This is a genomic window from Pseudoalteromonas sp. SWYJ118 (assembly GCF_015864505.1).
GTDB lineage: Bacteria > Pseudomonadota > Gammaproteobacteria > Enterobacterales > Alteromonadaceae > Pseudoalteromonas > Pseudoalteromonas arctica.
Genome location: NZ_JADYXC010000018.1, coordinates 1 through 22,812, shown reverse-complemented (window position 1 = coordinate 22,812; position 22,812 = coordinate 1). Strand labels below are relative to the sequence as shown.

General features: G+C 39.6%; 22 protein-coding genes and 6 tRNA genes. 23 read left to right on the top strand and 5 right to left on the bottom strand.

The window, feature by feature from the left end:
* The first annotated feature begins 4 nt into the window (after positions 1-4).
* The 4 genes from I6F48_RS15485 to ung are packed head-to-tail and all read left to right on the top strand — an operon-like array spanning position 5 to position 3,600.
* Positions 5-1,489 carry a cobyric acid synthase gene (locus I6F48_RS15485; protein WP_197119786.1) on the top strand — a complete coding sequence of 495 codons (1,485 nt, stop codon included), beginning with the start codon at positions 5-7 and terminating at the stop codon, positions 1,487-1,489.
* A complete protein-coding gene (gene cobO, locus I6F48_RS15480; RefSeq protein ID WP_165741361.1) occupies positions 1,482-2,081 on the top strand; it encodes a cob(I)yrinic acid a,c-diamide adenosyltransferase in 600 nt (199 codons plus the stop codon). Before I6F48_RS15485 ends, cobO begins: the two co-directional genes overlap by 8 nt.
* Positions 2,081-2,941, top strand: a complete 861-nt coding sequence (locus tag I6F48_RS15475; RefSeq protein ID WP_165741362.1) for a cobalamin-binding protein — start codon at positions 2,081-2,083, stop codon at positions 2,939-2,941. The genes cobO and I6F48_RS15475 overlap by 1 nt, the downstream gene beginning before the upstream one ends.
* The gene (gene ung, locus I6F48_RS15470) at positions 2,938-3,600 is read left to right on the top strand and encodes a uracil-DNA glycosylase (protein ID WP_197119785.1); all 663 of its coding nucleotides are present in this window, start codon (positions 2,938-2,940) and stop codon (positions 3,598-3,600) included. The genes I6F48_RS15475 and ung overlap by 4 nt, the downstream gene beginning before the upstream one ends.
* A 107-nt stretch (positions 3,601-3,707) precedes the next feature.
* Here ung and I6F48_RS15465 read toward each other — a convergent pair whose 3' ends face one another.
* Positions 3,708-3,896 carry a DUF3545 family protein gene (locus tag I6F48_RS15465; RefSeq protein ID WP_197119784.1) on the bottom strand — a complete coding sequence of 63 codons (189 nt, stop codon included), beginning with the start codon at positions 3,894-3,896 and terminating at the stop codon, positions 3,708-3,710.
* Positions 3,897-4,119: 223 nt separating this feature from the next.
* Positions 4,120-5,070, bottom strand: coding sequence for a transaldolase (tal, locus tag I6F48_RS15460; RefSeq protein WP_007376481.1), 951 nt, complete (start codon positions 5,068-5,070; stop codon positions 4,120-4,122).
* Positions 5,071-5,295: 225 nt separating this feature from the next.
* On the opposite strand from tal, the gene yaaA reads away from it, so the two are divergent.
* The 3 genes from yaaA to I6F48_RS15445 all read left to right on the top strand — a co-directional run bounded on the left by yaaA (position 5,296) and on the right by I6F48_RS15445 (position 8,077).
* Complete coding sequence (yaaA, locus tag I6F48_RS15455; RefSeq protein WP_002961399.1) at positions 5,296-6,075, top strand: peroxide stress protein YaaA; 780 nt, start codon at positions 5,296-5,298, stop codon at positions 6,073-6,075.
* Positions 6,076-6,196: 121 nt separating this feature from the next.
* A complete protein-coding gene (locus I6F48_RS15450) occupies positions 6,197-7,153 on the top strand; it encodes a mechanosensitive ion channel family protein (protein WP_165725197.1) in 957 nt (318 codons plus the stop codon).
* A 240-nt stretch (positions 7,154-7,393) separates the two neighbouring features.
* Positions 7,394-8,077, top strand: a complete 684-nt coding sequence (locus I6F48_RS15445) for a hypothetical protein (protein WP_197119783.1) — start codon at positions 7,394-7,396, stop codon at positions 8,075-8,077.
* 93 nt (positions 8,078-8,170) lie between these two features.
* Here I6F48_RS15445 and I6F48_RS15440 read toward each other — a convergent pair whose 3' ends face one another.
* Positions 8,171-8,491, bottom strand: a complete 321-nt coding sequence (locus I6F48_RS15440; protein ID WP_010553266.1) for a BON domain-containing protein — start codon at positions 8,489-8,491, stop codon at positions 8,171-8,173.
* Positions 8,492-8,763: 272 nt separating this feature from the next.
* Positions 8,764-9,990: an ATP-dependent RNA helicase SrmB gene (gene srmB / locus I6F48_RS15435; RefSeq protein WP_166376491.1), complete on the bottom strand. Its 1,227-nt coding sequence runs from the start codon at positions 9,988-9,990 to the stop codon at positions 8,764-8,766.
* Between the two features lie 75 nt (positions 9,991-10,065).
* Between srmB and I6F48_RS15430 the strand changes: the two genes are divergently transcribed.
* From I6F48_RS15430 to I6F48_RS15415, 4 genes are all read left to right on the top strand, one after another.
* Positions 10,066-10,764 (top strand): tRNA1(Val) (adenine(37)-N6)-methyltransferase, encoded by a 699-nt coding sequence (locus tag I6F48_RS15430; RefSeq protein ID WP_197119782.1) that lies wholly within the window; start codon positions 10,066-10,068, stop codon positions 10,762-10,764.
* Between the two features lie 61 nt (positions 10,765-10,825).
* Positions 10,826-12,535, top strand: coding sequence for a DUF4153 domain-containing protein (locus tag I6F48_RS15425; protein ID WP_165727219.1), 1,710 nt, complete (start codon positions 10,826-10,828; stop codon positions 12,533-12,535).
* A 154-nt stretch (positions 12,536-12,689) separates the two neighbouring features.
* Positions 12,690-13,136 (top strand): DUF2147 domain-containing protein, encoded by a 447-nt coding sequence (locus I6F48_RS15420; protein ID WP_165727220.1) that lies wholly within the window; start codon positions 12,690-12,692, stop codon positions 13,134-13,136.
* Between the two features lie 139 nt (positions 13,137-13,275).
* Complete coding sequence (locus tag I6F48_RS15415) at positions 13,276-13,743, top strand: YHS domain-containing (seleno)protein (RefSeq protein WP_165727221.1); 468 nt, start codon at positions 13,276-13,278, stop codon at positions 13,741-13,743.
* Positions 13,744-14,093: 350 nt separating this feature from the next.
* Here the strand turns inward: I6F48_RS15415 and fldB are convergent, their stop codons facing one another.
* The gene (gene fldB / locus I6F48_RS15410; protein WP_007583764.1) at positions 14,094-14,615 is read right to left on the bottom strand and encodes a flavodoxin FldB; all 522 of its coding nucleotides are present in this window, start codon (positions 14,613-14,615) and stop codon (positions 14,094-14,096) included.
* A gap of 94 nt (positions 14,616-14,709) precedes the next feature.
* On the opposite strand from fldB, the gene xerD reads away from it, so the two are divergent.
* From xerD to I6F48_RS15350, 12 genes are all read left to right on the top strand, one after another.
* Positions 14,710-15,636: a site-specific tyrosine recombinase XerD gene (gene xerD / locus I6F48_RS15405; protein WP_165727222.1), complete on the top strand. Its 927-nt coding sequence runs from the start codon at positions 14,710-14,712 to the stop codon at positions 15,634-15,636.
* Between the two features lie 63 nt (positions 15,637-15,699).
* Positions 15,700-16,428, top strand: coding sequence for a bifunctional protein-disulfide isomerase/oxidoreductase DsbC (dsbC, locus tag I6F48_RS15400; RefSeq protein WP_024596174.1), 729 nt, complete (start codon positions 15,700-15,702; stop codon positions 16,426-16,428).
* Between the two features lie 80 nt (positions 16,429-16,508).
* The gene (gene recJ, locus I6F48_RS15395) at positions 16,509-18,230 is read left to right on the top strand and encodes a single-stranded-DNA-specific exonuclease RecJ (protein ID WP_197119781.1); all 1,722 of its coding nucleotides are present in this window, start codon (positions 16,509-16,511) and stop codon (positions 18,228-18,230) included.
* Positions 18,231-18,373: 143 nt separating this feature from the next.
* A protein-coding gene (prfB, locus tag I6F48_RS15390) for a peptide chain release factor 2 (protein ID WP_096058065.1) occupies positions 18,374-19,472 on the top strand; the annotation gives its coding sequence in 2 pieces (ribosomal slippage) (positions 18,374-18,448 and positions 18,450-19,472; 1,098 coding nt in all).
* A gap of 26 nt (positions 19,473-19,498) precedes the next feature.
* Positions 19,499-21,034, top strand: a complete 1,536-nt coding sequence (gene lysS, locus I6F48_RS15385) for a lysine--tRNA ligase (RefSeq protein WP_165727225.1) — start codon at positions 19,499-19,501, stop codon at positions 21,032-21,034.
* A gap of 330 nt (positions 21,035-21,364) precedes the next feature.
* Entirely contained in the window at positions 21,365-21,547 is a 183-nt protein-coding gene (locus I6F48_RS15380; RefSeq protein WP_165727226.1) for a hypothetical protein, read from the top strand.
* A gap of 128 nt (positions 21,548-21,675) precedes the next feature.
* Positions 21,676-21,768: transfer RNA gene (locus tag I6F48_RS15375), tRNA-Ser, on the top strand.
* Between the two features lie 38 nt (positions 21,769-21,806).
* Positions 21,807-21,883: transfer RNA gene (locus I6F48_RS15370), tRNA-Arg, on the top strand.
* Positions 21,884-21,957: 74 nt separating this feature from the next.
* Positions 21,958-22,034, top strand: a tRNA-Arg gene (locus I6F48_RS15365).
* Positions 22,035-22,085: 51 nt separating this feature from the next.
* Positions 22,086-22,162, top strand: a tRNA-Arg gene (locus tag I6F48_RS15360).
* Positions 22,163-22,213: 51 nt separating this feature from the next.
* Positions 22,214-22,290 (top strand) — tRNA-Arg (locus I6F48_RS15355).
* A 116-nt stretch (positions 22,291-22,406) separates the two neighbouring features.
* Positions 22,407-22,483: transfer RNA gene (locus I6F48_RS15350), tRNA-Arg, on the top strand.
* The last annotated feature ends 329 nt before the right edge of the window (positions 22,484-22,812 follow it).

Below are 22,812 nucleotides of genomic sequence, written 5' to 3'. Positions count from 1 at the left end.
TTCCATGAAAACCTTAATGGTGCAAGGCACTACTTCCGACGCAGGTAAAAGCACTTTAGTTGCAGCCCTTTGCAGGGTATTTGCTAAGCGAGGGGTAAAGGTTGCGCCTTTTAAACCACAAAATATGGCACTTAATAGCGCAGTAACAAAAGATGGCGGCGAAATTGGTCGTGCGCAAGCTTTGCAAGCAATAGCAGCTAAAGTAGAGCCCGAAATAGATTTTAACCCTATATTACTTAAGCCTAATAGCGACACGGGCGCACAAGTGATTATTCACGGAAAAGCCATTAGTAATATGGAAGCTGGCAAATATCACGACTATAAAAAAGTCGCGATGGATGCAGTAATTACCTCACATAACCACTTAGCTAAACGCTTTGAATTACTCCTTGTTGAAGGAGCGGGGAGCCCTGCTGAAATAAACCTGCGTGAAAACGATATTGCCAATATGGGTTACGCCGAAGAGGTAGATTGCCCTGTCATTATTATTGCCGATATTGATAAAGGTGGTGTGTTTGCACATTTGGTAGGTACGCTTGCGTTGTTAAGCGAGTCAGAACAGGCGCGCGTAAAAGGCTTTGTTATAAACCGATTTAGAGGCGATATAGGTTTGCTGCAAGGCGGGCTTGATTGGCTTGAAGAATACACAAACAAACCCGTACTTGGCGTATTACCTTATTTGCACGATCTTGCGCTTGATGCCGAAGACGCCGTCGCAATTGATAATAATGTAACCAACGCCACAATTAATATTGCAGTGCTACTTGTTCCCCACATTAGTAACCACACCGATTTTGATGCACTGCGTTTGCACCCAAACATTAATATAAATTACGTGCGCCATACGCAAACGATCCCAGAAGTTGATCTGATCATTCTCCCAGGCAGTAAAAACGTGCTGGGGGATTTAACCTTTTTGAAAAATGAAGGCTGGGATTTACAAATTAAGCGCCACTTACGCTATGGTGGCAAAGTACTTGGAATTTGTGGCGGCATGCAAATGCTGGGCAATACGCTCAACGATCCCGATGGTATTGAATCGTCATTAAAGCAAGTAAATGGGCTTGCTCTGTGCGATTTTGAAACCACGCTGACAACACAAAAAGTATTAACCAAAATAACCGCTACACTACTTTTAAATAACCAATCAACACCCTGTAGTGGTTACGAAATACATGCAGGTATTAGCCAAGGTGCAGCGCTTAATAAGCCGTTTTTAACCTTTGACGAAAACCACCCAAATGGCTTTAAAACTGATGGCTTTATTAGTGATGATAATGCTATTGCAGGCACCTATTTACATGGTTTATTTGATGAAGCCGATGCTACATCGCAAATTTTAAAGTGGGTAAAACCAAGCGCTACCATTAATCCTATTAGTATTACCGATCACCGCGAGCAGCAGTTAGAGCGCTTAGCAACCATGTGCGAAACGCATTTAAATATACAGCAAATTATCTCGATTTATGAAGGGCACAATAATGACTGAACAAAATAACGATAAGCACCAACAACGCCAACAAAAAGTAAAAGAGCAAGTGGATGCACGTGTTGCTGCCGCACAAGATGTTAAAGGTATTTTTCAGGTGATTACGGGTAATGGTAAAGGTAAATCAACCTCGGGTTTTGGCGTTGTAGCACGCTGCGTAGGTCATGGTAAAAAAGCAGCCGTTTGCCAGTATATCAAAGGTACTTGGGAATGTGGCGAGCGTAATTTATTACAAGGTGCAGGTGTTGAGTTTGTTGTAATGAACACCGGTTTTACCTGGGATACGCAAAATAAAGAAGCTGATACCGCAGCCGCCCAAGCAACATGGCAAGAGTCAAAACGCATGCTTGCTGATAGCAGTATTGATTTAGTATTACTCGATGAACTTACTTACATGGTGACTTACGGTTACGTTGATTTAGATGAAGTAGTAACAGCGCTTAATAACCGCCCGCCAATGCAGTCGGTTATTATTACAGGGCGTGCAGCGCACCGCACTTTAACCGAACTTGCCGACACAGTAAGCGAAGTGCGTAATGTAAAACATGCATTCGATTCAGGCATAAAAGCGCTTGAAGGGTTTGATTACTAATGTTTAAAGCGTTTTTTATTGGGCTGCTGCTTTTTAGTTTATCGGGCAGTGCACTTGCAGAGCAGACTAATGATTCTAAAAAACTGCGAATAATCGCGCTTGCACCACATATAGTTGAAAACCTATTTGCCATAGGGGCGGGCGATAATATTGTGGGCACGGTTGATTATGCCGACTATCCTGCTGAGGCCCAAAGTATTGAGCGCATAGGGGGTTATTACGGCATCTCGCTTGAAAAAGTATTGGCGCTTAAACCCGACTTAGTAATTGCGTGGAAAAGCGGAAATCAAAGCGAAGATTTAGCCCAAATAGAGCGCCTGGGCATAAAAGTATATTTAAGTAACCCGACCACAATCGCTGGTGTAGCCGACGAGTTACTTACTTTTGGTGAATTTACAGGGAATATTGAGCAAAGCCAGCAAGCGGCAAATGCATTTACACAAAAACTAAACGCGATTGTTAAAAGCCAGCAAGATAAAAAAAATATTACCGGATTTTATCAGTTATGGGCTGAGCCTATGATGACAGTAAGTAAAAATACGTGGATAAGCCAACTGATTGAAACATGCCATGTAAGTAATGTATTTGCCGATAGCGTTACAGATTATCCGCAAATTAGTATCGAAAATGTCATTGTTACTAAGCCACAAGTTATTATTATCCCTGATGAAAAATCAAAAACACCACAGCCGGTTGTTAATTGGCAAAAGTGGCCAGAAGTGCCAGCAGTTAAAAATGATCAATTTATTAGCGTAAATGCCGATTTATTACATCGGTTTACCCCGCGTATGCTAGATGGACTGGCGGATATGTGTGATAAAATAGACGCATCACGTAAACAGATTAAGAGTACACAATGAGCGATTGGGCTACATTTTTAGAAAGTGAATTACAGCAACCTTATATGCAACAAACGTTAGAGTATGTGGCTAATCGCCGCAATGAAGGCGTTGCTGTTTATCCGCCTGAACCTCAAGTGTTTAGCGCTTTTGATGCTACAGCACTTAATAACATTCGCGTTGTAATTTTAGGGCAAGACCCTTACCACGGTGAAGGGCAAGCGCATGGTTTATGTTTTTCGGTATTGCCTGAAGTTAAAAAACTGCCACCGTCGCTTAAAAATATATATAAAGAGTTAGCTGTCGATATCAGCGGGTTTATTATTCCTGAGCATGGTTACCTGCAAAGCTGGGCAGATCAGAGCGTGTTTTTACTCAATACAGTATTGACCGTTGAGCAAGGGCAAGCGCATTCTCATAAGCATTTAGGGTGGGAGCAATTTACCGATAATGTAATAGCGCATATTAATAAACACTGCGAAGGTGTGGTATTTATTTTATGGGGTGCACATGCACAAAAAAAAGGTAAAGGCATAGATAGCGCTCGCCATCATGTTTTAAAAGGGCCGCACCCATCACCGCTTTCGGCGCATAGAGGCTTTTTTGGCTGTCAGCATTTTTCAAAAACGAATGAGCTATTACAAGCCCAAGGTGAAAAACCGATTAACTGGCAGGTGTAAATAACCTGAGCTCTGAATAATAAATTTATCTCATGCAGCTATTTTCAGCGCATTAAAAAAGGCTTCCATATATCGGAAGCCTTTTTGTTTAGTTGGGGCGTATTGAATTAAAAGTCGAGCTCTTCAATTGCAATACTGTCTGTAAAGTAGTCTAGTTCTTGTAGTTCTTTACGTAGGCGGTGTTTGTCTTTTATTGCTTCTATTTCACGCCATTTTCTTTTTTTATTTTTCTGAGAGGTTTTCCTTGTTGTATCTGGTCCTTCTAATATCTCTAATATATCGTTTAGGCTATCCATGAACTTCTCCTATTGATTTTATTGACCTCAAGAATACCTATACCACAGGCCTAGTTAAAATAGAATAAAAAAGTGACAGTTATGTTACATAAGTGTGATTAATTGATGAAGGTTTATACGAGGATTATATGAAGTCGATATGAAGATTATATAGAGGGGTAGCGTATTTTAGGCATAAAAAAACGCCGCTATTGCGACGTTTTTAAAACACGATTATAGCAAATTACATTGCTTTAAAGCGCGCCTCTAGTTGTTCTTGTGCATCAGCAAAAGAGCGAATACCTTCAGCTAGTTTTTCAGTAGCCATAGCATCTTGGTTATGTAACCAACGGAACTGTGCTTCTGTTAAAGGCTCTGGTTTTGGCTCTTGTGGAACATCGCTTTCAAGCAAATATTCTTGTGCGCCTTCAAGGTTACCTAAATCTTCTAAAAGATTAGGGCTAATAGTTAGCTTGTCACAACCTGTAAGTGCAATAATTTCGCCTGTATTACGGAAACTTGCACCCATCACAACTGTTTTGTAGTCATGGCGTTTGTAAAATTCAAAAATGCTGCGTACAGACTGAACACCTGGATCTTGTAGCGGATCGGTTGGTTTTTCCATGCCGTTAGCAACGTGCCAATCTAAAATACGGCCAACAAATGGCGAAATTAGAAATACGTTTGCATCGGCACACGCACGAGCTTGGGCATCGCTAAATAATAAAGTAAGGTTACATTTAGTCCCTTCTTTTTCTAGTTGCTCAGCGGCTTTAATACCTTCCCATGTAGACGCTACTTTAATTAAAATTTTGTCTTTGCTTACACCTTCTTTTTCGTAAAGGCTAAGTAGGGTATGTGCTTTATCAATCGTAGCTTGCGTATTAAACGAAAGGCGTGCATCTACTTCAGTAGAAATATAACCAGGTACAATAGCGCTAATTTCTTTACCTAGTAATACGGCAAAGTAATCACATGCTAGTTCAAGTTGTTTAGCTGGCTCTTGCTCGGTTTCTTTTGCGTAGCTCCAAGCTTTATCTAGGTAAGGCTTATATGCTTCAATCTCGCTCGCTTTTAATAAAAGCGATGGGTTTGTAGTTGCATCTTCTGGTTGATGCTTTTTAATAGCTTCAATATCACCAGTGTCGGCTACGATAGATGAATGTTGTTTTAGCCTTTGTAGAGCTGAAGTCATTTGCTTTCCTCATTCCAAGCAAGTTAAAAGAAAAATCTAATCACTCTTAATATATCTAATCCATACTGCAACAGTGTGACAATGCTTGATAGGTCTTATGTCCTGATCAATAAAAAAACGGCAATGCATGGGTTATTAAGAGAGGATTTATTTAAACAAAACGTGCTTTTCGTTTCATTTAATGTTGAAATTGACACTAAATAAATTACAAGTCAATAGCTAACTATGATCACTGTTATTTCACCTGCAAAAAATCTTGATTACGAAACGCCACCCGCAACAGACAAGTTCACTCAGCCTGAATTACTAGAGCACAGCGAAGAGCTCATGAAAGTATGCCGTGAACTAACACCAGCGCAAATTGGCAGTTTAATGAAAATTAGCGACAAGCTATCTGGGCTTAACGCAGCACGCTTTAGCGAGTGGGCGCAGCCGTTTACACAAAGTAATGCTAAACAAGCAGTGCTTGCCTTTAATGGCGATGTATACGGCGGTTTAGATGCAAGCACGCTTAAAGCTAGCGAGCTTGATTATGCACAAAACCACTTACGTATCCTTTCTGGCTTATATGGCTTATTAAAACCACTTGATTTAATGCAAGCTTACCGCCTAGAAATGGGCACCAAGCTTGAAAACTCGCGTGGCAAAAACTTATACGAGTTTTGGGGCAGCGTAATAGCAAATAAACTAAATGACGTATTAAAAGCACAAGACGCACAATACCTAGTTAACCTTGCTTCAAACGAATACTTTAAAGCGGTAGATAAAAAAGCGCTTAATGCACAAATTATTACCCCACACTTTAAAGACTGTAAAAACGGTCAATACAAAGTAATTAGCTTTTACGCTAAAAAAGCACGCGGCATGATGGCGCGCTACATTATCGAAAATAAAGTAACGCAGTTAAGCCAACTTAAAGAGTTTACGGTAGCAGGTTATTACTTTAGCCCAGAGGCAACAGTTAAAGAGCTTGAGCCGGTATTTATGCGCGACGAACAAAATTAGGTTTATAAGCTTAAATAAAAAACTTAAAAGCCATGCATTGCATGGCTTTTTTGATGTTGGCGTTATATTTGCAATCTCATCTAATATTAATGAGAACACTAATTAAATAGGTGCAAATAAAATGATCAGCATTCCGTCAATTGACGAAGCCGAAAAACTAATAGAAGAAAAGCTCGGAGGGTGGTTTGATGTTGTAATAAGTCATATCCCTAATTTTATAGTTGCGATACTGATCGCAATTGTGTTTTCAATATTGGCACGCTTTGCTGGCAAGCTGATGAAAAACGTATTACGCCGCTCACTCGACTCAAAACAAATTGCCGACTTAATGGCGTCAATTTTTAAAGTTATTGTGTTGTGTATAGGCTTATTTATAGCGCTCGATTTTGTTGGCTTAAAAGGCACTGTTACCTCACTGCTTGCTGGTGCGGGTATTGTTGGTTTAGCAATTGGTTTTGCGTTTCAAGATATGACCGAAAACTTAATAGCCGGTATTGCTATGGGTGTACGCAAACCATTCAAAACAGGCGACGTAATAGAAACCGATGACGTGTTTGGTTCAATACATTCTATAAACCTACGTAACACGCTAATAGAGAGCTTTTATGGGCAGTTAATACTGGTACCAAACAAAGTATTATTTAGAAATGTACTAAAAAATTACACCACGCTAGGTGTTAGGCGCATAGAAGTACCTGTAGGTATTTCGTACGGCGACGACATAGAAAAAGCAAAGGACGTTATAGTCGAAAAAATAAATGAATTTGACTTCGTAATACGTAAAGACGAAACCGCTGTATACGCCGAAGGTTTTGGCGACAGCAGCATTAACTTACTGGTGTGGTTTTGGATTAAATACCCAGGTGAGCCTGACTTTATGACGGTACGCCACAAAGGTGTTGTTGCCGTTAAGCAGGCACTCGATGAGGCTGACATTAGTATTCCATTCCCAATTCGTACTTTAGATTTTGGTATTAAAGGGGGCGAAAAACTCGATGCCATGATAAGCGACAAAATAAGCCAGCAGTCATCAAATAAAGACAGTAGCGACGGTACTGACTCTAACCAAAGTGAGTAATTTAGTTAAAGCTCATTAGGCAAAAGCATTGGGAAATAGTTACTTACCAACAGCGCATTTTTACAGAGTAAAAAATGCGCTTTTTAATTAGTTCAAGTCACTTTTCTTTATTCATTAATTATTTTCTCCAGCAGATTTTGTAACGTATTTTTTATAAGGTAAGTTTCCCTTTTATCTATTTATTATGCAATTATTGGTTATACAAGGTGTATTTTTTTTAGATATTAGGGTTACAAACAAATGAAGTTAAGGATTAAATGGTTTACAAAAATAATTTTATTTTCAAGCCTAGTTATTAGCTTTATTTCAGTAGGTAACGAATATAATGCTAAATATGATGTGAGTTATAAATTAAATATAGATAACAATACCGCTGAAATACTTTTTCTCGATAAAAACAAAAACCTTACCTCTACATTAATCTTACTAAATAAAGCGGCATATATTGAAAAAGAGAAGTTACGAGAGTTTTGTAGCTCAGATGATGTTTTATGCCCTAGAAAAAGTTATGAAAGTAACGTTATCACTTGGTCACCTGATAATGAATATTTAGCTGTGTTTGTGGGTAATACAAAAGGGTTTTGGTTTATCCCCAGTAAAGAGATAACAAAAGCCGCATTCAATAAAAATAATGTAGTTAAAGTCGGCGTACATACTCAAAACGATAAAATAAATATTGCTCTATTTCATGGCGCGGCAGGATGGGTTGATAATCATCATTACGTTTTTTCAGCGGGTTTAAGTGGTGACAATTTTGTTTATAAGTTTAACCCAAAAACAAAGGAACTTAAGGGTTTTCCTTTTGAGCTAAATGAAGATTCTACGGTAAGCAGTTTTAAAGAAGTTTTTGTTGAAAGTTTTAATTCACAAAAAAGTAGTTTTAAATTAAGTGATGTTATTCAACAACTAGATAAATTGAAATAACTACAAAAAATAAACATAAAAAAGCGCAGCTTGTGTTGGAGTAACAAGCCGCGCTTATGAATTAGTTATACAAATAAGTTTATGTGGTGCGTATTAAATAACGCTAATTTTGTTACGAATGATTTTAACCCCATCCATATTTTCTAAAAACTTTTGAGCCAGTGCGCGCTGAAAACCAGTTTGTGCTTCACCGTATAAATCTACTTCACCATTTTTTACCTGCACGCGAATATCACTTAACGCTAGGTTAGGATTAGTTCGTAGGGTGTTGGTGATAGCTTGTTGTAAGTTAGGTTGAGTGGCTACACTGCTTACTACGGCCATGTTGGTTGCTGCACTTACTTTTGTAGCGCAAGCTAATAAAAATAAACAACAAAATGATACTAAAGCGATAGTTAACTTGAAGCGGTTCATAACTTAATCCTTACATTACGGTGAATAGTGCAGCCACAATATGGAAATTCCATCGGCTAGGTTATCTTTGTAGTTACAATTTCGGTGCCAATATTAACGCTATGAAATATAAGGGAATTTTATTAAGTGGGAATTCAGGTGGGCAAAAATTACATTTAAATGAGTATGAGTTACATGCTTGGGTTACATATGTAACAGGTACAAACAGCAGAGCCTGCAAGGCTTGCATTAAAAAGCCGACAAAAGTCGGCTTAGTATAAAAATGTTTTAGGTTACTTTTTCTTTTTAACCTTAGCCTTTTTCTTGGCTTTCATTTTTACTGGATCTTTACGTTTTTTAGCCGGTGGCTTAGCTTCTTTATGCTGTGGCTCGACACCTCTAATTACACGGCGTTTTAATTTTTGTTCAACGTAGCGCTCTACTTTATATAAAATACCAATATCGTGTGCTTCAACTAGCGATATTGCTATCCCTTTTTTACCAGCACGGCCAGTACGACCAATACGGTGTACATATACGTCGGCAGTACGCGGCATATCAAAGTTAATAACGTGGCTGATGTCAGATACATCAATACCACGTGCAGCTACGTCGGTAGCAACTAATATGCTTGTTTTGCCACTGTGGAAGTTTTCCATGGCTTTCATACGTTTGTCTTGTGGCATTTCGCCGCGTAACCACGCCGCTTTTACATCATTAGTTGTAAGTTCGCCAATCAATGTTTCTAAGCGTTCGCGAGTTTTAACAAACACAATCGCTTTAGTTACGTCAGGGTTTTTTAGCGTATTAACTAATAATTCAAGTTTGTGATGATAATCGTCGGCTAAATGTACCCATTGGTGAATTTTAGCTTTTTCTTTACGTGACGATTCGGCTTCTAATAGAGCTGGGTCGCTTAATGTTTTTTCAGCAAACCTTTCTACGCTGTCACCTTCAAGTGTTGCTGAGAATAAAAAACATTGGCGACGATTTTTAGCTTCGTCACAAATACGGCTCATTTCTTTTTTGAAACCCATATCTAACATGCGATCTGCTTCATCAATAATAAGCATTTCTACGTGTTCAGCATGAAAGTTTTCGGTTTCTAGGTATTCCATTAATCGACCTGGTGTGGCGATTAAAATATCATTATTTTTTTCAAAAATTTCTTTATGCGTGCCGTAGTTAATACCGCCTGTTACTACACCAATTTTTAGGTGTGTGCGTTTAGCTAGCAGTTCACATTGTTCATGAATTTGATAAGCCAGCTCACGAGTCGGGGTCATAACGAGTACGCGCGCAAAACCAGGGTCACGACGTGGGAAATCCAGTAAGTACTGAATAGCCGGAATTAAAAATGCCGCTGTTTTACCTGTACCAGTAGGCGCAGATGCTAAAATATCGCGCCCCTGTAGTGCTTCAGGAATAGCTTGTTGTTGAATGCTGGTTGGCGTCTCGTAGCCCATTTTATTAATGGCATCGAGTAGCTTGTTATCAAGATCAAATTCAGAAAATTGCATAGAGTGTCTAAAATAAGGGACAATTACCCTGATTATACGCGCTATGCTGCGCTTGGTGAATGAAAAGGTGAAAAAATGTCTGGTTTTGTATTTAAACAATTTAAAGTTGAACACGACCACTGTGCAATGAAAGTTTCTACCGATGGCATTTTGCTTGGCGCATGGGCTAATTTAAGCGGTGCAAAGTCATTACTTGATATAGGCACCGGCACCGGCTTACTAGCACTAATGTGTAAGCAGCGCAGTAATGAGCTTGATATAACTGCGGTAGAAATTGACGAAAGCGCCTATACCCAAGCATTACAAAATGTAGCTAATAGCCCGTGGCCAACTATAAGTATTACGCACCAAACTATTCAAAGCTTTAGTAGTGAAGTTAAATTTGACGTGGTTATCTCTAATCCACCGTATTTTAATCACAGTTTAAAAGGCGATAATGTTGCGCGTAATACCGCACGCCATACCGACGGCCTAAGTTTTGAAGAGTTAATTAATGCGTTTAAACGTTTAAGCTATAGAAGCTCTCGCTTTAGCTTAATACTCCCGAGAGTTGAAGGCGTGCTATTTATTGAGCTTGCTACTCAAAATGGGCTTTATTTAAATACTCATTGCCAAGTGAAAGCCACGCCAAATAAAGATATTAGCCGCAGTTTAATGACATTTAGCTACGTAAAAAGCGATATAGAATCATCAACACTGTGTATTAGAAACTTAGATAATACCTACACGGCTGATTATATAGCCCTGTGCAAAGCATTTTATTTGAAAATGTGAAGCAATTGTAAAATAGGAACGAATAACGCAAACTAACTAAAACTTATCGCTGAGAACAGATATGGATAGTCAGATACCTAAACCCTTTATAATTACACTTGCTGTATTACAGGCTATTGCTCTTACTCTTTTATATAGCAGTATAGAAAACAATGTGTGGCCAGCAACAAGCCCTACATGGCTAGTCTCACTTATTACATTTTCTATGAGCTTTCCTTTATTAATGCTAATGACTGTTAATAAAAATAATATAAAAACGTCGTTACTTTTAATCCTTCCTTTTTCCTTGTTGTTATCTTTACTGGGTGCGTATGCAGGCTTTCAGCAAGAGCCTCAAGAGTACGTAAGTAATAACACTTTAATGTCAGCTTTTATTTTTACTAGTTTAATAGCTGGCTTTAAAGGCCTTATGTACATTCAACAATTTGGTAGTTCGGAAAATGTTAGCTACAGTCGTTTGTTTAAGCTTTCTTGGCGCAATTTTATAATTTTTGGGGAATGCTGGCTGTTCGTGCTTATTTTTTGGGGAATTCTAAATTTAGGTGCGGCTTTATTTGATATTTTAGATATAGAATTTTTCTCTGAGCTACTAAGAAATGAATGGTTTTGGATCCCAATCTTAACGCTCGCATTTGCCTTTGCGAGTATCATATTTAGAAAGCTTTTGAACATTGAAGATAATATCGCTTTTTTACTACAAACTTTAATTAAGTTTTTACTTCCTGTTTTATCAGTTATTTCTCTCGGTTTTTTAGCAACACTTCCTTTTACCGGGCTCAATAAATTATGGGAAACCGGAAGTGGTAGTTTGTTAGTAATGTGGCTGCAGGTGCTCACCTTATTTTTTGTTAATACAGTTTATAAAGATGACTCATCAGTTCGCCCTTATTACTTGCTCTTGCATCGACTCGTTTTTATAAGCGTTGCGTTACTTCCCGTTTATAGTGTTATTTCTGCCTATGGAATTTACTTACGGGTAGATCAGCATGGGCTAACGGTAGATCGTTGTTGGGGTATTTTAATTTGGTTTTTATTGGCGTGTTTTTCGTTTAGTTATCTTGTTGGAATAATTACAAAGAGAGATAATTGGCTAGAGCCGCTTAGCAAAATAAATATTGTGATGGGCTGGGTTGTACTTGTAAGTATGCTTGTTGTTAACTCTCCTTTATTAAACTTTCAAAGCTTATCTACAAACAGCCAAATAGCGCGTTTAGATGCAGGTAAAGTAACAGTAGAAAAGTTTGATTATTACTATTTTGAGTACAGCTTAGGTCGTCAAGGTTATTTAGCTATGCAGTTATTAAAACAGAAAATTGAAACGAGTCACCCAGAGCAATACGCTATTATCGATAGGATGTATGTAAATAATGAGTTTGCTTTAACGCTTGAACACACAATCGATGATTTTATTGAGCGCAGTGTATTTTGGCCATCACAAGCGCTAATACCCCAAGGCTTAATAGAGGCAGTATTTTCTGAACAACATTTTTACGATCGTAACTCTTTAAAAGAACATACTTACTATTTCATTGGCATGGATTTAAACAAAGATGATGAGCTAGATTTTATAGTGATTGACGAAAGTAATGAAAATATAGCCGCATATTTCTGGTTATTCGACATGGGTAAGTGGCGCTCAAAGTATATGAATGTCGAAAATCCTGAAGAGATTAGATACCTTAAAAGCATGATTGATAATAATGAATTATCTTTAGTTGAGCCTGAATATTCAAATCTAAAAATAGGGGATGTTGTTTTTAAAGTGAGGTAATACGTTACTTTGTTTTTTATGCTACAGCCCCTTAAACCTAAACTAATGATTATTAGTTTAGGTTTTTTGCTTTTAGGTAAGATGCTTTAATAGTGTGTTTATAAATCACCTGATATGATTTAGCCATTAGCCACTTAATTTAAAAGGCAACATAATGAAAAAGTTAAATAAATTAGTATTACTTAGCACGTTAACAGCCACCATTTTTGCAAGCCAAGGTGTGTTTGCTGCTATTACGCCAGTAGGCCTTTGGAAAACCATTGATGAAGATACAAACCAAGCTAAGTCGTATGTACGTATTACTCAAACCAACGGTGTATTAAGCGGTACCGTTGACAAAATCATTGATCCTGCAAAACAAAACGATATATGCAGTAAATGCGATGATGAGTTAAAAGACCAACCTATTCTTGGCATGACTATTATTAAAGATGTAAAAGCACAGGATGATGGCATCTGGGGAGACGGTGAAATACTCGACCCAACAAATGGCAAAACTTATACCTTACAACTAACCCCGCAAGAGGAAGGTAAAAAGCTTGAAGTACGCGGCTACATTGGCTTTTTTTACCGCAACCAATATTGGGTAAGAGTAGAGTAAGTTTTACTGCTTATTTAATTACTGGGCGTTAAATAATTAACCGTTAACTGAAATCATTTTTGCGCTTTGCCTTTCTTACTCATTAAGCCAGCCATATTTAATTGGCATTAAATTTTGAGTAAATAATAAAGGAAAGAAGATGATTAAGTACGTAGTTGCTTTAATGATGCTAAGCACACTGTTAATAAGCGGTGTAGCAAATGCAAAGGATGATGCTGTAAATACGGGGTGGTTTAATAACACAGCTATTAAAGGGTACGATAGCGTTGCTTACTTTACCCAAAATAAAGCAGTTAAAGGCAGCAGTAAATACACATTTAATTATTTAGGTGCCGACTGGCATTTTTCGAGTGAAGAAAACAAAACCACATTTGCAGAAGACCCTAAGCGTTATGCACCGCAATACGGTGGATGGTGCGCTTATGCGATGGCCGATGAGGGCAATGCTGTAGGTATAGACCCAGAAGCATTTTATATTCACGAAGGTAAGCTTTACTTAAATTACAGCCAAAGCGTACAGCAAAAATGGCTAAGTAATTTACTGCCGTACATTGTTATGGCCGATGGGTACTACCCACAAACAACCAATGTTATGACGTTTCAATAAATTACTCATATTGCTAGGGCGTGTTGATCTTTGTGGATTGAAATTTGTTCAATCTAGGGGCGATTAAATCGCGGCGCGAGGTTTGTAACCTAGTGGGCTAAGTAAAAACCGAGCAACAAAGAGTTGATCGCCCCTAAAAAGAACCCAGAGGGCAGTGCATGTTTGGCATTTATGCTGCGTTATCGCCTATTTATGGGGAATAACCACACTACATAGGCTCTGCCTTGCCTAAAAACCAAACATACTGCTGCAAATTCACCCACCAAAGATCAACACGCCTTAATTAAAAAGCCCGCAGCTAAACTAGTTGCGGGCTTTTTGCTTTTTATTTGTCAGTATTGATAAGTAAATTAAAGCGTTTCGCCGTATTCAGTCATTACCTGTTCAACCCACGTTGCAATACGGTCGTCGCTTAGCTCGTATTGACTGTCTTCGTCGAGTGCGAGTCCTACAAACTGTTTGCCATCAGGCGTTAATGCTTTTGAAGCTTCAAACTCGTAACTACTGTCGTTTGGCCAAAAACCAAGTTGAGTAAATGTTTGCGTATTTATTTCGTCGTGTAGCATGCCTAGCGCATCTTGAAACCACTGCCCGTAACCTTGTTGATCGCCCATGCCAAATAAAGCAATGGTTTTACCATTTAGGTTTACGTCGGCTATGTCGTCCCACTTTGACTCCCAGTCTTCTTGTATTTCACCAAAATCCCATGTTGAAATACCAAAGATGATAAAGTCATACTGCTCTGCATTTTTTAGTGGCTCGTCTTTAATATTGTGCAGGGTAACTATATCGGCACCAATAATGTCGCGAATCTTTTCTGCTGCCATTTCGGTGTAGCACGTAGTAGAACCAAAAAATAAACCAATTTGCATCGTATTTATCACTGTGTAATTGCCTGATATGATAGGCTCAAGTTTACCGTAAGGTATTTTTAATTGATACCTTAGCAAAGCATGAGAGCATAATGTGACAACGCTATCTGACGATTCTTTTGAAAATAACAGCAGTATGAGCAGTAATAGCGACTACCTAGAAACCTTTTTAGATAGCCTGTACTTAGAACAAGGCGTAAGCGAAAACACATTAAGTGCTTATCGCAGTGATTTAGATAAGTTTTGCCTATTTTTAAAAGGGCAAAATTTAATGACGGTAACCGGGCTTGATGTAGAGGGGTACTTAGCTCACCGAGTTGACTTAGGTTTAAAACCACGTAGTACTGCGCGCAGCATTAGTGCGCTTAAGCGTTTTTATCAGTACTTTGTGCGTGAAAAACTAATTAGTGATACTCCCATGCTAAATATTTCTCAGCCAAAAGCAGGGCAATCGTTACCTAAAACACTCTCAGAGGCCGAAGTTGAGGCATTATTAAATGCGCCTAATACCGAAGAAGCAATGGGACTGCGCGATAAGGCCATGCTAGAGCTACTTTATGCAACGGGTTTGCGTGTAAGTGAGCTTGTTGGCCTGCGCATGGAGCAAATTAATTTGCGCCAAGCAGTGGTGTTTGTAAAAGGTAAAGGTAATAAAGAGCGCTTAGTTCCACTGGGTGAAGAAGCCATGTATTGGCTTGAGCAATTTTTAAAGGGTGGGCGCGCACAAATGATAAAACACGCCACCGATTTTGTGTTCCCGTCTAAACGCGGAGTAGGCATGACGCGACAAACCTTTTGGCATAGAATTAAACACTATGCTATTTTGGCAGCAGTTGAGTCTCCCTTATCGCCCCATACTATGCGTCATGCTTTTGCTACGCACTTATTAAATCATGGGGCAGATTTACGTGTGGTACAAATGATGTTGGGCCATAGCGATTTATCAACGACGCAAATTTATACCCATGTTGCCAATGAACGGTTAAAGTCGGTACATGCGCAGCATCATCCACGTGCGTAAGTTTGAAATTAAATATCATTAAGCCGGTCAATATATTAAGTATTTTTAGGATAGAGAGAAGTTATGAAAAAATTAATGTTAGCAGGTGCCATGTTGTGCACAAGTATTAGTGCATTTGCAAATGGCGTTGCTGTAACACCAGATGCTAATGATCCTATTATTACTAAATTTGCCGAGCTTGGTGTAACTGTAAAGCAAATTAATCCAAGCCCCGTAGCGGGTTTAAAAGAATTGATCACTAATAAGGGCGTGCTTTACGCAAGTCCAGATGGTCAATATTTAATGCAAGGTACGTTAATTGATTTAAATAATCGTAATAACCTAACAGAGCAAGCATTAAATGGCGTGCGTGTTGAAGGTCTTAAAGAATACGAAGAATCGATGATTGTGTACAAAGCGCCAAACGAAAAACACAGCATTACTGTATTTACCGACATTAGCTGTGGTTACTGTCGTAAATTACACCGCGAGTTAGACGATTTACTTGATGCGGGTATTACCGTTAAGTACTTAGCGTTTCCACGTGGTGGCTTACAAGGTTCAGGTTACGCAGATTTAATGAACGTATGGTGTGCACGCGATCAGCAAGAAGCACTAACAGAAGCTAAATCGGGCACAAGCACTAAAGTAGTTGCAGGCTGTAGCGCACCGGTTGCAGAGCATTACCAATTAGGTCAAAGCTTTGGTATTAGCGGCACACCCGCTATTATTTTAGAAGATGGTACGATGATCCCTGGTTACCAGCCAGCAGCAGCACTAAAAGCAGCATTAGAAGCGAACAAAGCGTCGTAATTAAACGCGTAGCATTATTAAAAAGGCCTTAATGGCCTTTTTTTGTCTTTTTAATACGACTCAATAAGTTAAAACTCTGCATGAAAAAACTAATCATTGCGCGTGAAAACGTTGACGACTCGCATCTCCCGAGTAATTTACACCCTGTAATTAAACAAATTTATGCTAACCGTAATGTATTCAATGCCGAAGAGCTAAATAACAGCGTAGCGACGCTTCACGACTTTAAACTGTTTAAAGACATCGACAAAGCCAGTGACTTATTAATTGAAGCATTAAAAGCACAAAGCCATATTTTAATAGTTGGCGACTTTGATGCCGATGGCGCAACAAGCACTGCAACATTAATGCAAGGCCTTGAGATGTTTGGCTTTAAGCATTTAGATTACTTAATTCCTGACAGGTTTAGCTTAGGTTATGGCTTAAGCCCCGCGCTTGCAGAGCAAATAGTACAAATAAAACCTGATTTAGTGATCACCGTAGATAACGGCATATCGTGTATTGCCGGTATTGATATTTTAAAAGCGGTTGGCATAAAAGTGCTGGTTACAGATCACCACTTACAAGGTGAACAGTTGCCAAATGCCGACGCAATAGTAAATCCAAATAGGCACGAATGTAATTTCCCGTCTAAATCGATTGCAGGCGTTGGCGTTGCTTTTTACTTACTAATAGCACTGAGAAGCGTAATGCGAGATTTGGGTTATTTTGAGCAGCAACCGCCACCTAATTTAGCTAACTTGCTCGACATTGTAGCGCTTGGTACGGTTGCTGATGTAGTGGCGCTTGATGCAAATAACCGCACTTTGGTACACCAAGGTTTAGCACGTATTCGCAGTGGCAAAACACGCCCTGGTATTACCGCGCTAATTGAAGTGGCTAATCGCAATGCTGCCCGCTTAAGTGCTAGCGACTTTGGTTTTTCGCTTGCGCCGCGTTTAAATGCAGCTGGGCGATTAGACGATATGAGTTTGGGTATAGCGTGCTTACTCAGTACCGATATAAATCAAGCTCGCAGCATAGCGGGCGAACTCGATAGCTTAAACTTTGCAAGGCGCGAAATAGAGCAGGGCATGCAAGCAGAAGCGCAAGCTGTACTCGATAGACTCGCATTTAGCGACGATAACATTCCTGATGCAATTTGTTTATTTCAAGATGATTGGCACCAAGGCGTTATTGGTATTTTGGCCGGTCGCTTAAAAGAAAAATACCACCGCCCAACCGTTATATTTGCTGGTGGAGAAAATGGTGAAATTAAAGGCTCGTGCCGCTCTATTGAAGGGCTGCACATGCGCGACTTACTTGAAGGGCTTAATACTGCCGATCCGCACTTAATTAATAAATTTGGTGGCCATGCAATGGCTGCTGGTTTAAGTATTAACGAGCAGCACTTTAACGACTTTAAAATAGCGTTTGATGCCGCAGTGAGCGCGCAACTCAGCGAAGAAAGTAAACGCTGCATTGTGTTTACCGATGGTGAGCTGCCAAACGACTGCTTTACGATGGAATTTGCCCAGCTATTAAAGCAATCGGGCCCATGGGGTCAGCAATTCCCTGAGCCGGTGTTTGAGCATACCTTTGAAATAATACAGCAGCGCATAGTTGGCGAAAAACATTTAAAGCTGGTGTTAAAGCATCAATCAGGGCGATTAGTTGACGCCATTGCCTTTGGTATTGATGTAAAAGAATGGCCCGACACCGAGGCTAAGTTTGTAAAAGTAGCGTACCAGCTCGATATAAATGAGTTTAGAGGTAAATTTACGCTGCAATTAATAGTTAGAGAGCTTGAAAAAGTACACTAAAAAATATGTAATATCATGCATAAAATGCTAATAAAGCGCGCGGTTTTTTGTTAAAATCGGGCGTTTTTATCATTTGACGATAATTTATTGCGAAAATCCCATTTTAAGGGGCGCAATTACCTAGCCATTTTGGAGTGATGTACATGTTTGAAGTGAATCCTGTGATTAATCAAATCAAGGAAATTCGCGAACGTACTGAATTGCTTCGGGGGTACCTTTGACTACGCTCTTAAACAAGAACGCTTAGAAGAAGTTAACGCCGAGCTTGAAGATTCAGCCGTGTGGAATGAGCCTGAACGCGCACAAGCGCTTGGCCGTGAAAAATCAGCATTAGAAGCTGTTGTTGAAACAATCGACAACCTTGTAGCCGGTACTGATGATGTTGAAGGCTTACTTGAGCTTGCTGTAGAAGCTGAAGATCAAGATACCTTTGATGAAGCGCAAAGCGAATTAACTGATCTAAACGAACAGTTAGAAGGTTTAGAGTTTCGTCGTATGTTTAGCGGTCCTCATGACTCAAACGATGCGTACCTTGATTTACAATCAGGTTCTGGCGGTACTGAAGCACAAGACTGGTGTAATATTCTACTTCGTATGTATTTACGTTGGGGCGAGGCTAAAGGCTTTAAAGTTGAGCTAGTTGAAGCGACCGACGGTGATGTTGCTGGTATTAAAGGCGCAACTGTCCGCTTTGTTGGCGAATACGCTTACGGTTGGTTACGCACAGAAACTGGCGTACATCGCTTAGTGCGTAAAAGCCCGTTTGACTCAAGTGGTCGTCGTCATACTTCATTTGCTTCTGCGTTTGTATACCCAGAAGTTGACGATAATATTGAAATTGATATGAATCCGTCAGACCTGCGTATAGACGTTTACCGTGCATCGGGCGCGGGTGGTCAGCACGTTAACACCACCGAATCGGCGGTTCGTATCACTCACGTACCAACAAATACCGTAGTGCAGTGTCAAAACGAGCGTTCGCAGCATAAAAATAAAGCCCAAGCGATGAAGCAGTTAAAAGCTAAATTATTTGAGCTTGAGCTACAACAGCAAAATGCTGAAAAACAAACGCAAGAAGATGCTAAGTCTGATATTGGTTGGGGTAGTCAAATTCGTTCATACGTACTTGATGACGCACGCATTAAAGATTTACGTACAGGCGTTGAAAACCGCAATACCCAATCGGTACTTGACGGTAACTTAGATAAATTTATTGAAGCCAGCCTTAAATCTGGCCTATAACCACCAAGCTAATAAAGAGCTAAAAAATGACTGATAAAATCCAAGACGAAAACAAGTTAATCGCTGAGCGTCGCGGCAAGTTAGACGCTATACGCGAAAATTGCCCAGCCAACGGTCATCCAAACCAATTCCGTCGTGAGCATTACACGGCTGATTTGCAAGCCCAGTTTGGTGATAAGAGCAAAGAAGAATTAGTAGAGATGCAAGAAGTTGTGTCTATCGCTGGCCGTATTTTAGCAAAGCGTGGACCGTTTTTTGTAATTCAAGACATGAAAGGTCGCGTACAAGCGTATGCATCTAAAGATGTTCAAAAAGATCTTAAAGAAAAATATGGTCAACTAGACACTGGCGATATTATTGGTGTTAAAGGTGCGCTAAATAAATCGGGTAAAGGCGATTTATACGTAGAAATGACTGAGTATCAATTATTAACTAAGTCACTTCGTCCGTTGCCTGAAAAATTCCATGGCTTATCAGATCAAGAAACAAAGTACCGCCAACGTTACGTTGATTTAATTACCAACGAAGCAACGCGCGAAACATTCCGTATTCGCTCGCAAGTAGTTGAAGGCATTCGTCGCTTTTTAGCAGACCGTGACTTTATGGAAGTAGAAACACCTATGCTACAGGTTATACCTGGCGGTGCATCTGCGCGTCCGTTTGTAACTCACCATAACGCGCTTGATATCGACATGTACTTACGTATAGCGCCTGAGCTTTACTTAAAGCGCTTAGTGGTAGGTGGTTTTGATCGTGTATTCGAAATTAACCGTAACTTCCGTAACGAAGGGTTATCTACGCGTCACAATCCAGAATTCACAATGATTGAGTTTTACCAAGCATACGCTGATTACATCGACCTGATGAACATCACCGAAGACATGCTACGTACAGTTGCAGAAAACGTACTTGGTAGTGCAGTTGTAGTTAATACAACTAAAGACGAAAACGGCGAAGTGATTGACTCAGTAGAGTACGACTTTGGCCAACCGTTTACACGTTTAAGCATGGCGGACGCTATCTTAAAATATAACCCTGAGTTTGATGCTGCGGTATTTAATGACCCAGAAAACCACTTTGACGAATTAAAAGCGTACGCTAAACAAGTGCACGTTAAAATTCCTGAAAACTGCGTTTGGGGGCCTGGTAAGTTCTTGTGTGAAATATTTGAAGAAACAGCAGAGCACATGCTTATTCAACCTACGTTTATTACTGGCTACCCGTGGGAAGTATCGCCACTTGCACGCCGTAACGACGACAATGCATTTGTTACAGACCGTTTTGAATTTTTTGTTGGCGGTCGTGAGCTTGCAAATGGTTTCTCTGAGCTTAACGATGCACAAGATCAAGCTGAGCGCTTTACTCGCCAAGTTGAAGAGAAAGACGCAGGCGATGATGAAGCAATGCATTACGATGAAGACTACATACGCGCACTTGAGTACGGCTTACCGCCAACTGCAGGTGAAGGTATTGGTATTGACCGTTTAGTAATGTTGTTTACTGACTCATCAACAATTAAAGACGTTATTTTGTTCCCGCATATGCGTCCGCAAGCTGACTAAGCTTTTGGTAGAACAAAGTAAGTTAATAAACGCCGCTTAATAGCGGCGTTTTTTTGTTTTTTAAATCGGCTTTTGTTATTTTAGTTAATAAGTACTACACTAAAAATTAAATGTAGTTATTAGTGCTGGTTAATGTGCAATTCAGCTTCGCCAATTTATTGTTATTGGCAGTTTTAATATTAAAACTAACAGTGCTATAACTTTTTAGTATGATTGTTTTTTAAACATATGTTGTATTAATGTAAAGGTTTTAGCTAAAATACGCACGAAATTTAAACTGCTTAGTATTTAGCAGTTAATATAGATTCTTAAAGGACTTAGAATAATAGTATGAAAGATAAACGAGTAGATGATTTATCAGAAGAATGCACAACAGAGCAAGAACGAGATGCTTACTACCGTGCTTGTATTGCCGAATTTCAACAATTAGGTTACCAAGAACAGTATTTGGCTCAGTTAACGGATGACTTAGTTCCTGTGCTAGGTGTTAATCCTTCAAATAAAAATACGTAACCCGCTTAAATTTCAAACTAATTACACTTTTAAACCAAGCATATGTGCAATCTGTAACCATATAGTCGTTTTTGGTAGAAAAGTGTTTGACATATTTTCTGAAATCTTTATTATACGCCCCACAAGACGGAGAGGTGTCCGAGTGGCCGAAGGAGCTCCCCTGCTAAGGGAGTATAGAGTTTGTAGCTCTATCGAGGGTTCGAATCCCTCCCTCTCCACCATTTCTTTTAATGGCGTGTTTTGTAAAGTTTTAAAGTATGGGTGCATAGCTCAGCTGGATAGAGTACTCGGCTACGAACCGAGCGGTCGGAGGTTCGAATCCTCCTGCGCCCACCATACTTTAATAACTCTGCTTAGAGTCTAAATAAGAAAAAGCTCTACTTAGAGTTAAAATAAGTAAACTATAAAGTGGGTGCATAGCTCAGCTGGATAGAGTACTCGGCTACGAACCGAGCGGTCGGAGGTTCGAATCCTCCTGCGCCCACCACTTTATAGACTCTCACTTAGAGTAAAAACAAGTAATAGTAAAAATGAAAGTGGGTGCATAGCTCAGCTGGATAGAGTACTCGGCTACGAACCGAGCGGTCGGAGGTTCGAATCCTCCTGCGCCCACCACTTTATAGACTCTCACTTAGAGTAAAAACAAGTAATAGTAAAAATGAAAGTGGGTGCATAGCTCAGCTGGATAGAGTACTCGGCTACGAACCGAGCGGTCGGAGGTTCGAATCCTCCTGCGCCCACCAATTTCATGTTTTCATACACTTTTAAAGTGTAAGAAAAATAAGCCGATGGAAATCGGTTTTTTTATGCCTGAATTTATACGCTCTGCTTAGAGTTTAAATAAGCAATCTATGAAAGTGGGTGCATAGCTCAGCTGGATAGAGTACTCGGCTACGAACCGAGCGGTCGGAGGTTCGAATCCTCCTGCGCCCACCACTTTCATACTAAGCCGACATTAAGTCGGTTTTTTTGTGCCTGAAATAAAGTGAAATGTAGAGTTTAGGAGGATTGAGAACCAAGAAGTCGGAGGTTCACTCTTACAAGATACGTCCTGCGCCCACCACTTTCATACTAAGCCGACATTAAGTCGGTTTTTTTGTGCCTGAAATAAAGTGAAGTGTAGAGTTTAGGAGGATTGAGAACCACCCCCTGTGTCAGGATAGTTGTCGCCTCTAACTTTTAATAGAGGCAGATAAAATGAGACGTCGATTTACACAAGAATTTAAAGTTCAAGCTGTTGAAAAAGCATTATCTCAATGTGATGA

What these genes read in the sequence shown, in the direction of transcription:
- I6F48_RS15475 (WP_165741362.1), top strand. Translation starts at nt 2,081, where the DNA reads ATGTTTAAAGCGTTTTTTATTGGGCTGCTGCTTTTTAGTTTATCGGGC.
- cobO (WP_165741361.1), top strand. Translation starts at nt 1,482, where the DNA reads ATGACTGAACAAAATAACGATAAGCACCAACAACGCCAACAAAAAGTA.
- lysS (WP_165727225.1), top strand. Translation starts at nt 19,499, where the DNA reads ATGACTGATAAAATCCAAGACGAAAACAAGTTAATCGCTGAGCGTCGC.
- dsbC (WP_024596174.1), top strand. Translation starts at nt 15,700, where the DNA reads ATGAAAAAATTAATGTTAGCAGGTGCCATGTTGTGCACAAGTATTAGT.
- I6F48_RS15380 (WP_165727226.1), top strand. Translation starts at nt 21,365, where the DNA reads ATGAAAGATAAACGAGTAGATGATTTATCAGAAGAATGCACAACAGAG.
- I6F48_RS15415 (WP_165727221.1), top strand. Translation starts at nt 13,276, where the DNA reads ATGATTAAGTACGTAGTTGCTTTAATGATGCTAAGCACACTGTTAATA.
- srmB (WP_166376491.1), bottom strand. Translation starts at nt 9,990, where the DNA reads ATGCAATTTTCTGAATTTGATCTTGATAACAAGCTACTCGATGCCATT.
- fldB (WP_007583764.1), bottom strand. Translation starts at nt 14,615, where the DNA reads ATGCAAATTGGTTTATTTTTTGGTTCTACTACGTGCTACACCGAAATG.
- I6F48_RS15430 (WP_197119782.1), top strand. Translation starts at nt 10,066, where the DNA reads ATGTCTGGTTTTGTATTTAAACAATTTAAAGTTGAACACGACCACTGT.
- I6F48_RS15420 (WP_165727220.1), top strand. Translation starts at nt 12,690, where the DNA reads ATGAAAAAGTTAAATAAATTAGTATTACTTAGCACGTTAACAGCCACC.
- ung (WP_197119785.1), top strand. Translation starts at nt 2,938, where the DNA reads ATGAGCGATTGGGCTACATTTTTAGAAAGTGAATTACAGCAACCTTAT.
- I6F48_RS15445 (WP_197119783.1), top strand. Translation starts at nt 7,394, where the DNA reads ATGAAGTTAAGGATTAAATGGTTTACAAAAATAATTTTATTTTCAAGC.
- yaaA (WP_002961399.1), top strand. Translation starts at nt 5,296, where the DNA reads ATGATCACTGTTATTTCACCTGCAAAAAATCTTGATTACGAAACGCCA.
- tal (WP_007376481.1), bottom strand. Translation starts at nt 5,070, where the DNA reads ATGACTTCAGCTCTACAAAGGCTAAAACAACATTCATCTATCGTAGCC.
- I6F48_RS15450 (WP_165725197.1), top strand. Translation starts at nt 6,197, where the DNA reads ATGATCAGCATTCCGTCAATTGACGAAGCCGAAAAACTAATAGAAGAA.
- I6F48_RS15465 (WP_197119784.1), bottom strand. Translation starts at nt 3,896, where the DNA reads ATGGATAGCCTAAACGATATATTAGAGATATTAGAAGGACCAGATACA.
- I6F48_RS15440 (WP_010553266.1), bottom strand. Translation starts at nt 8,491, where the DNA reads ATGAACCGCTTCAAGTTAACTATCGCTTTAGTATCATTTTGTTGTTTA.
- I6F48_RS15485 (WP_197119786.1), top strand. Translation starts at nt 5, where the DNA reads ATGAAAACCTTAATGGTGCAAGGCACTACTTCCGACGCAGGTAAAAGC.
- I6F48_RS15425 (WP_165727219.1), top strand. Translation starts at nt 10,826, where the DNA reads ATGGATAGTCAGATACCTAAACCCTTTATAATTACACTTGCTGTATTA.
- recJ (WP_197119781.1), top strand. Translation starts at nt 16,509, where the DNA reads ATGAAAAAACTAATCATTGCGCGTGAAAACGTTGACGACTCGCATCTC.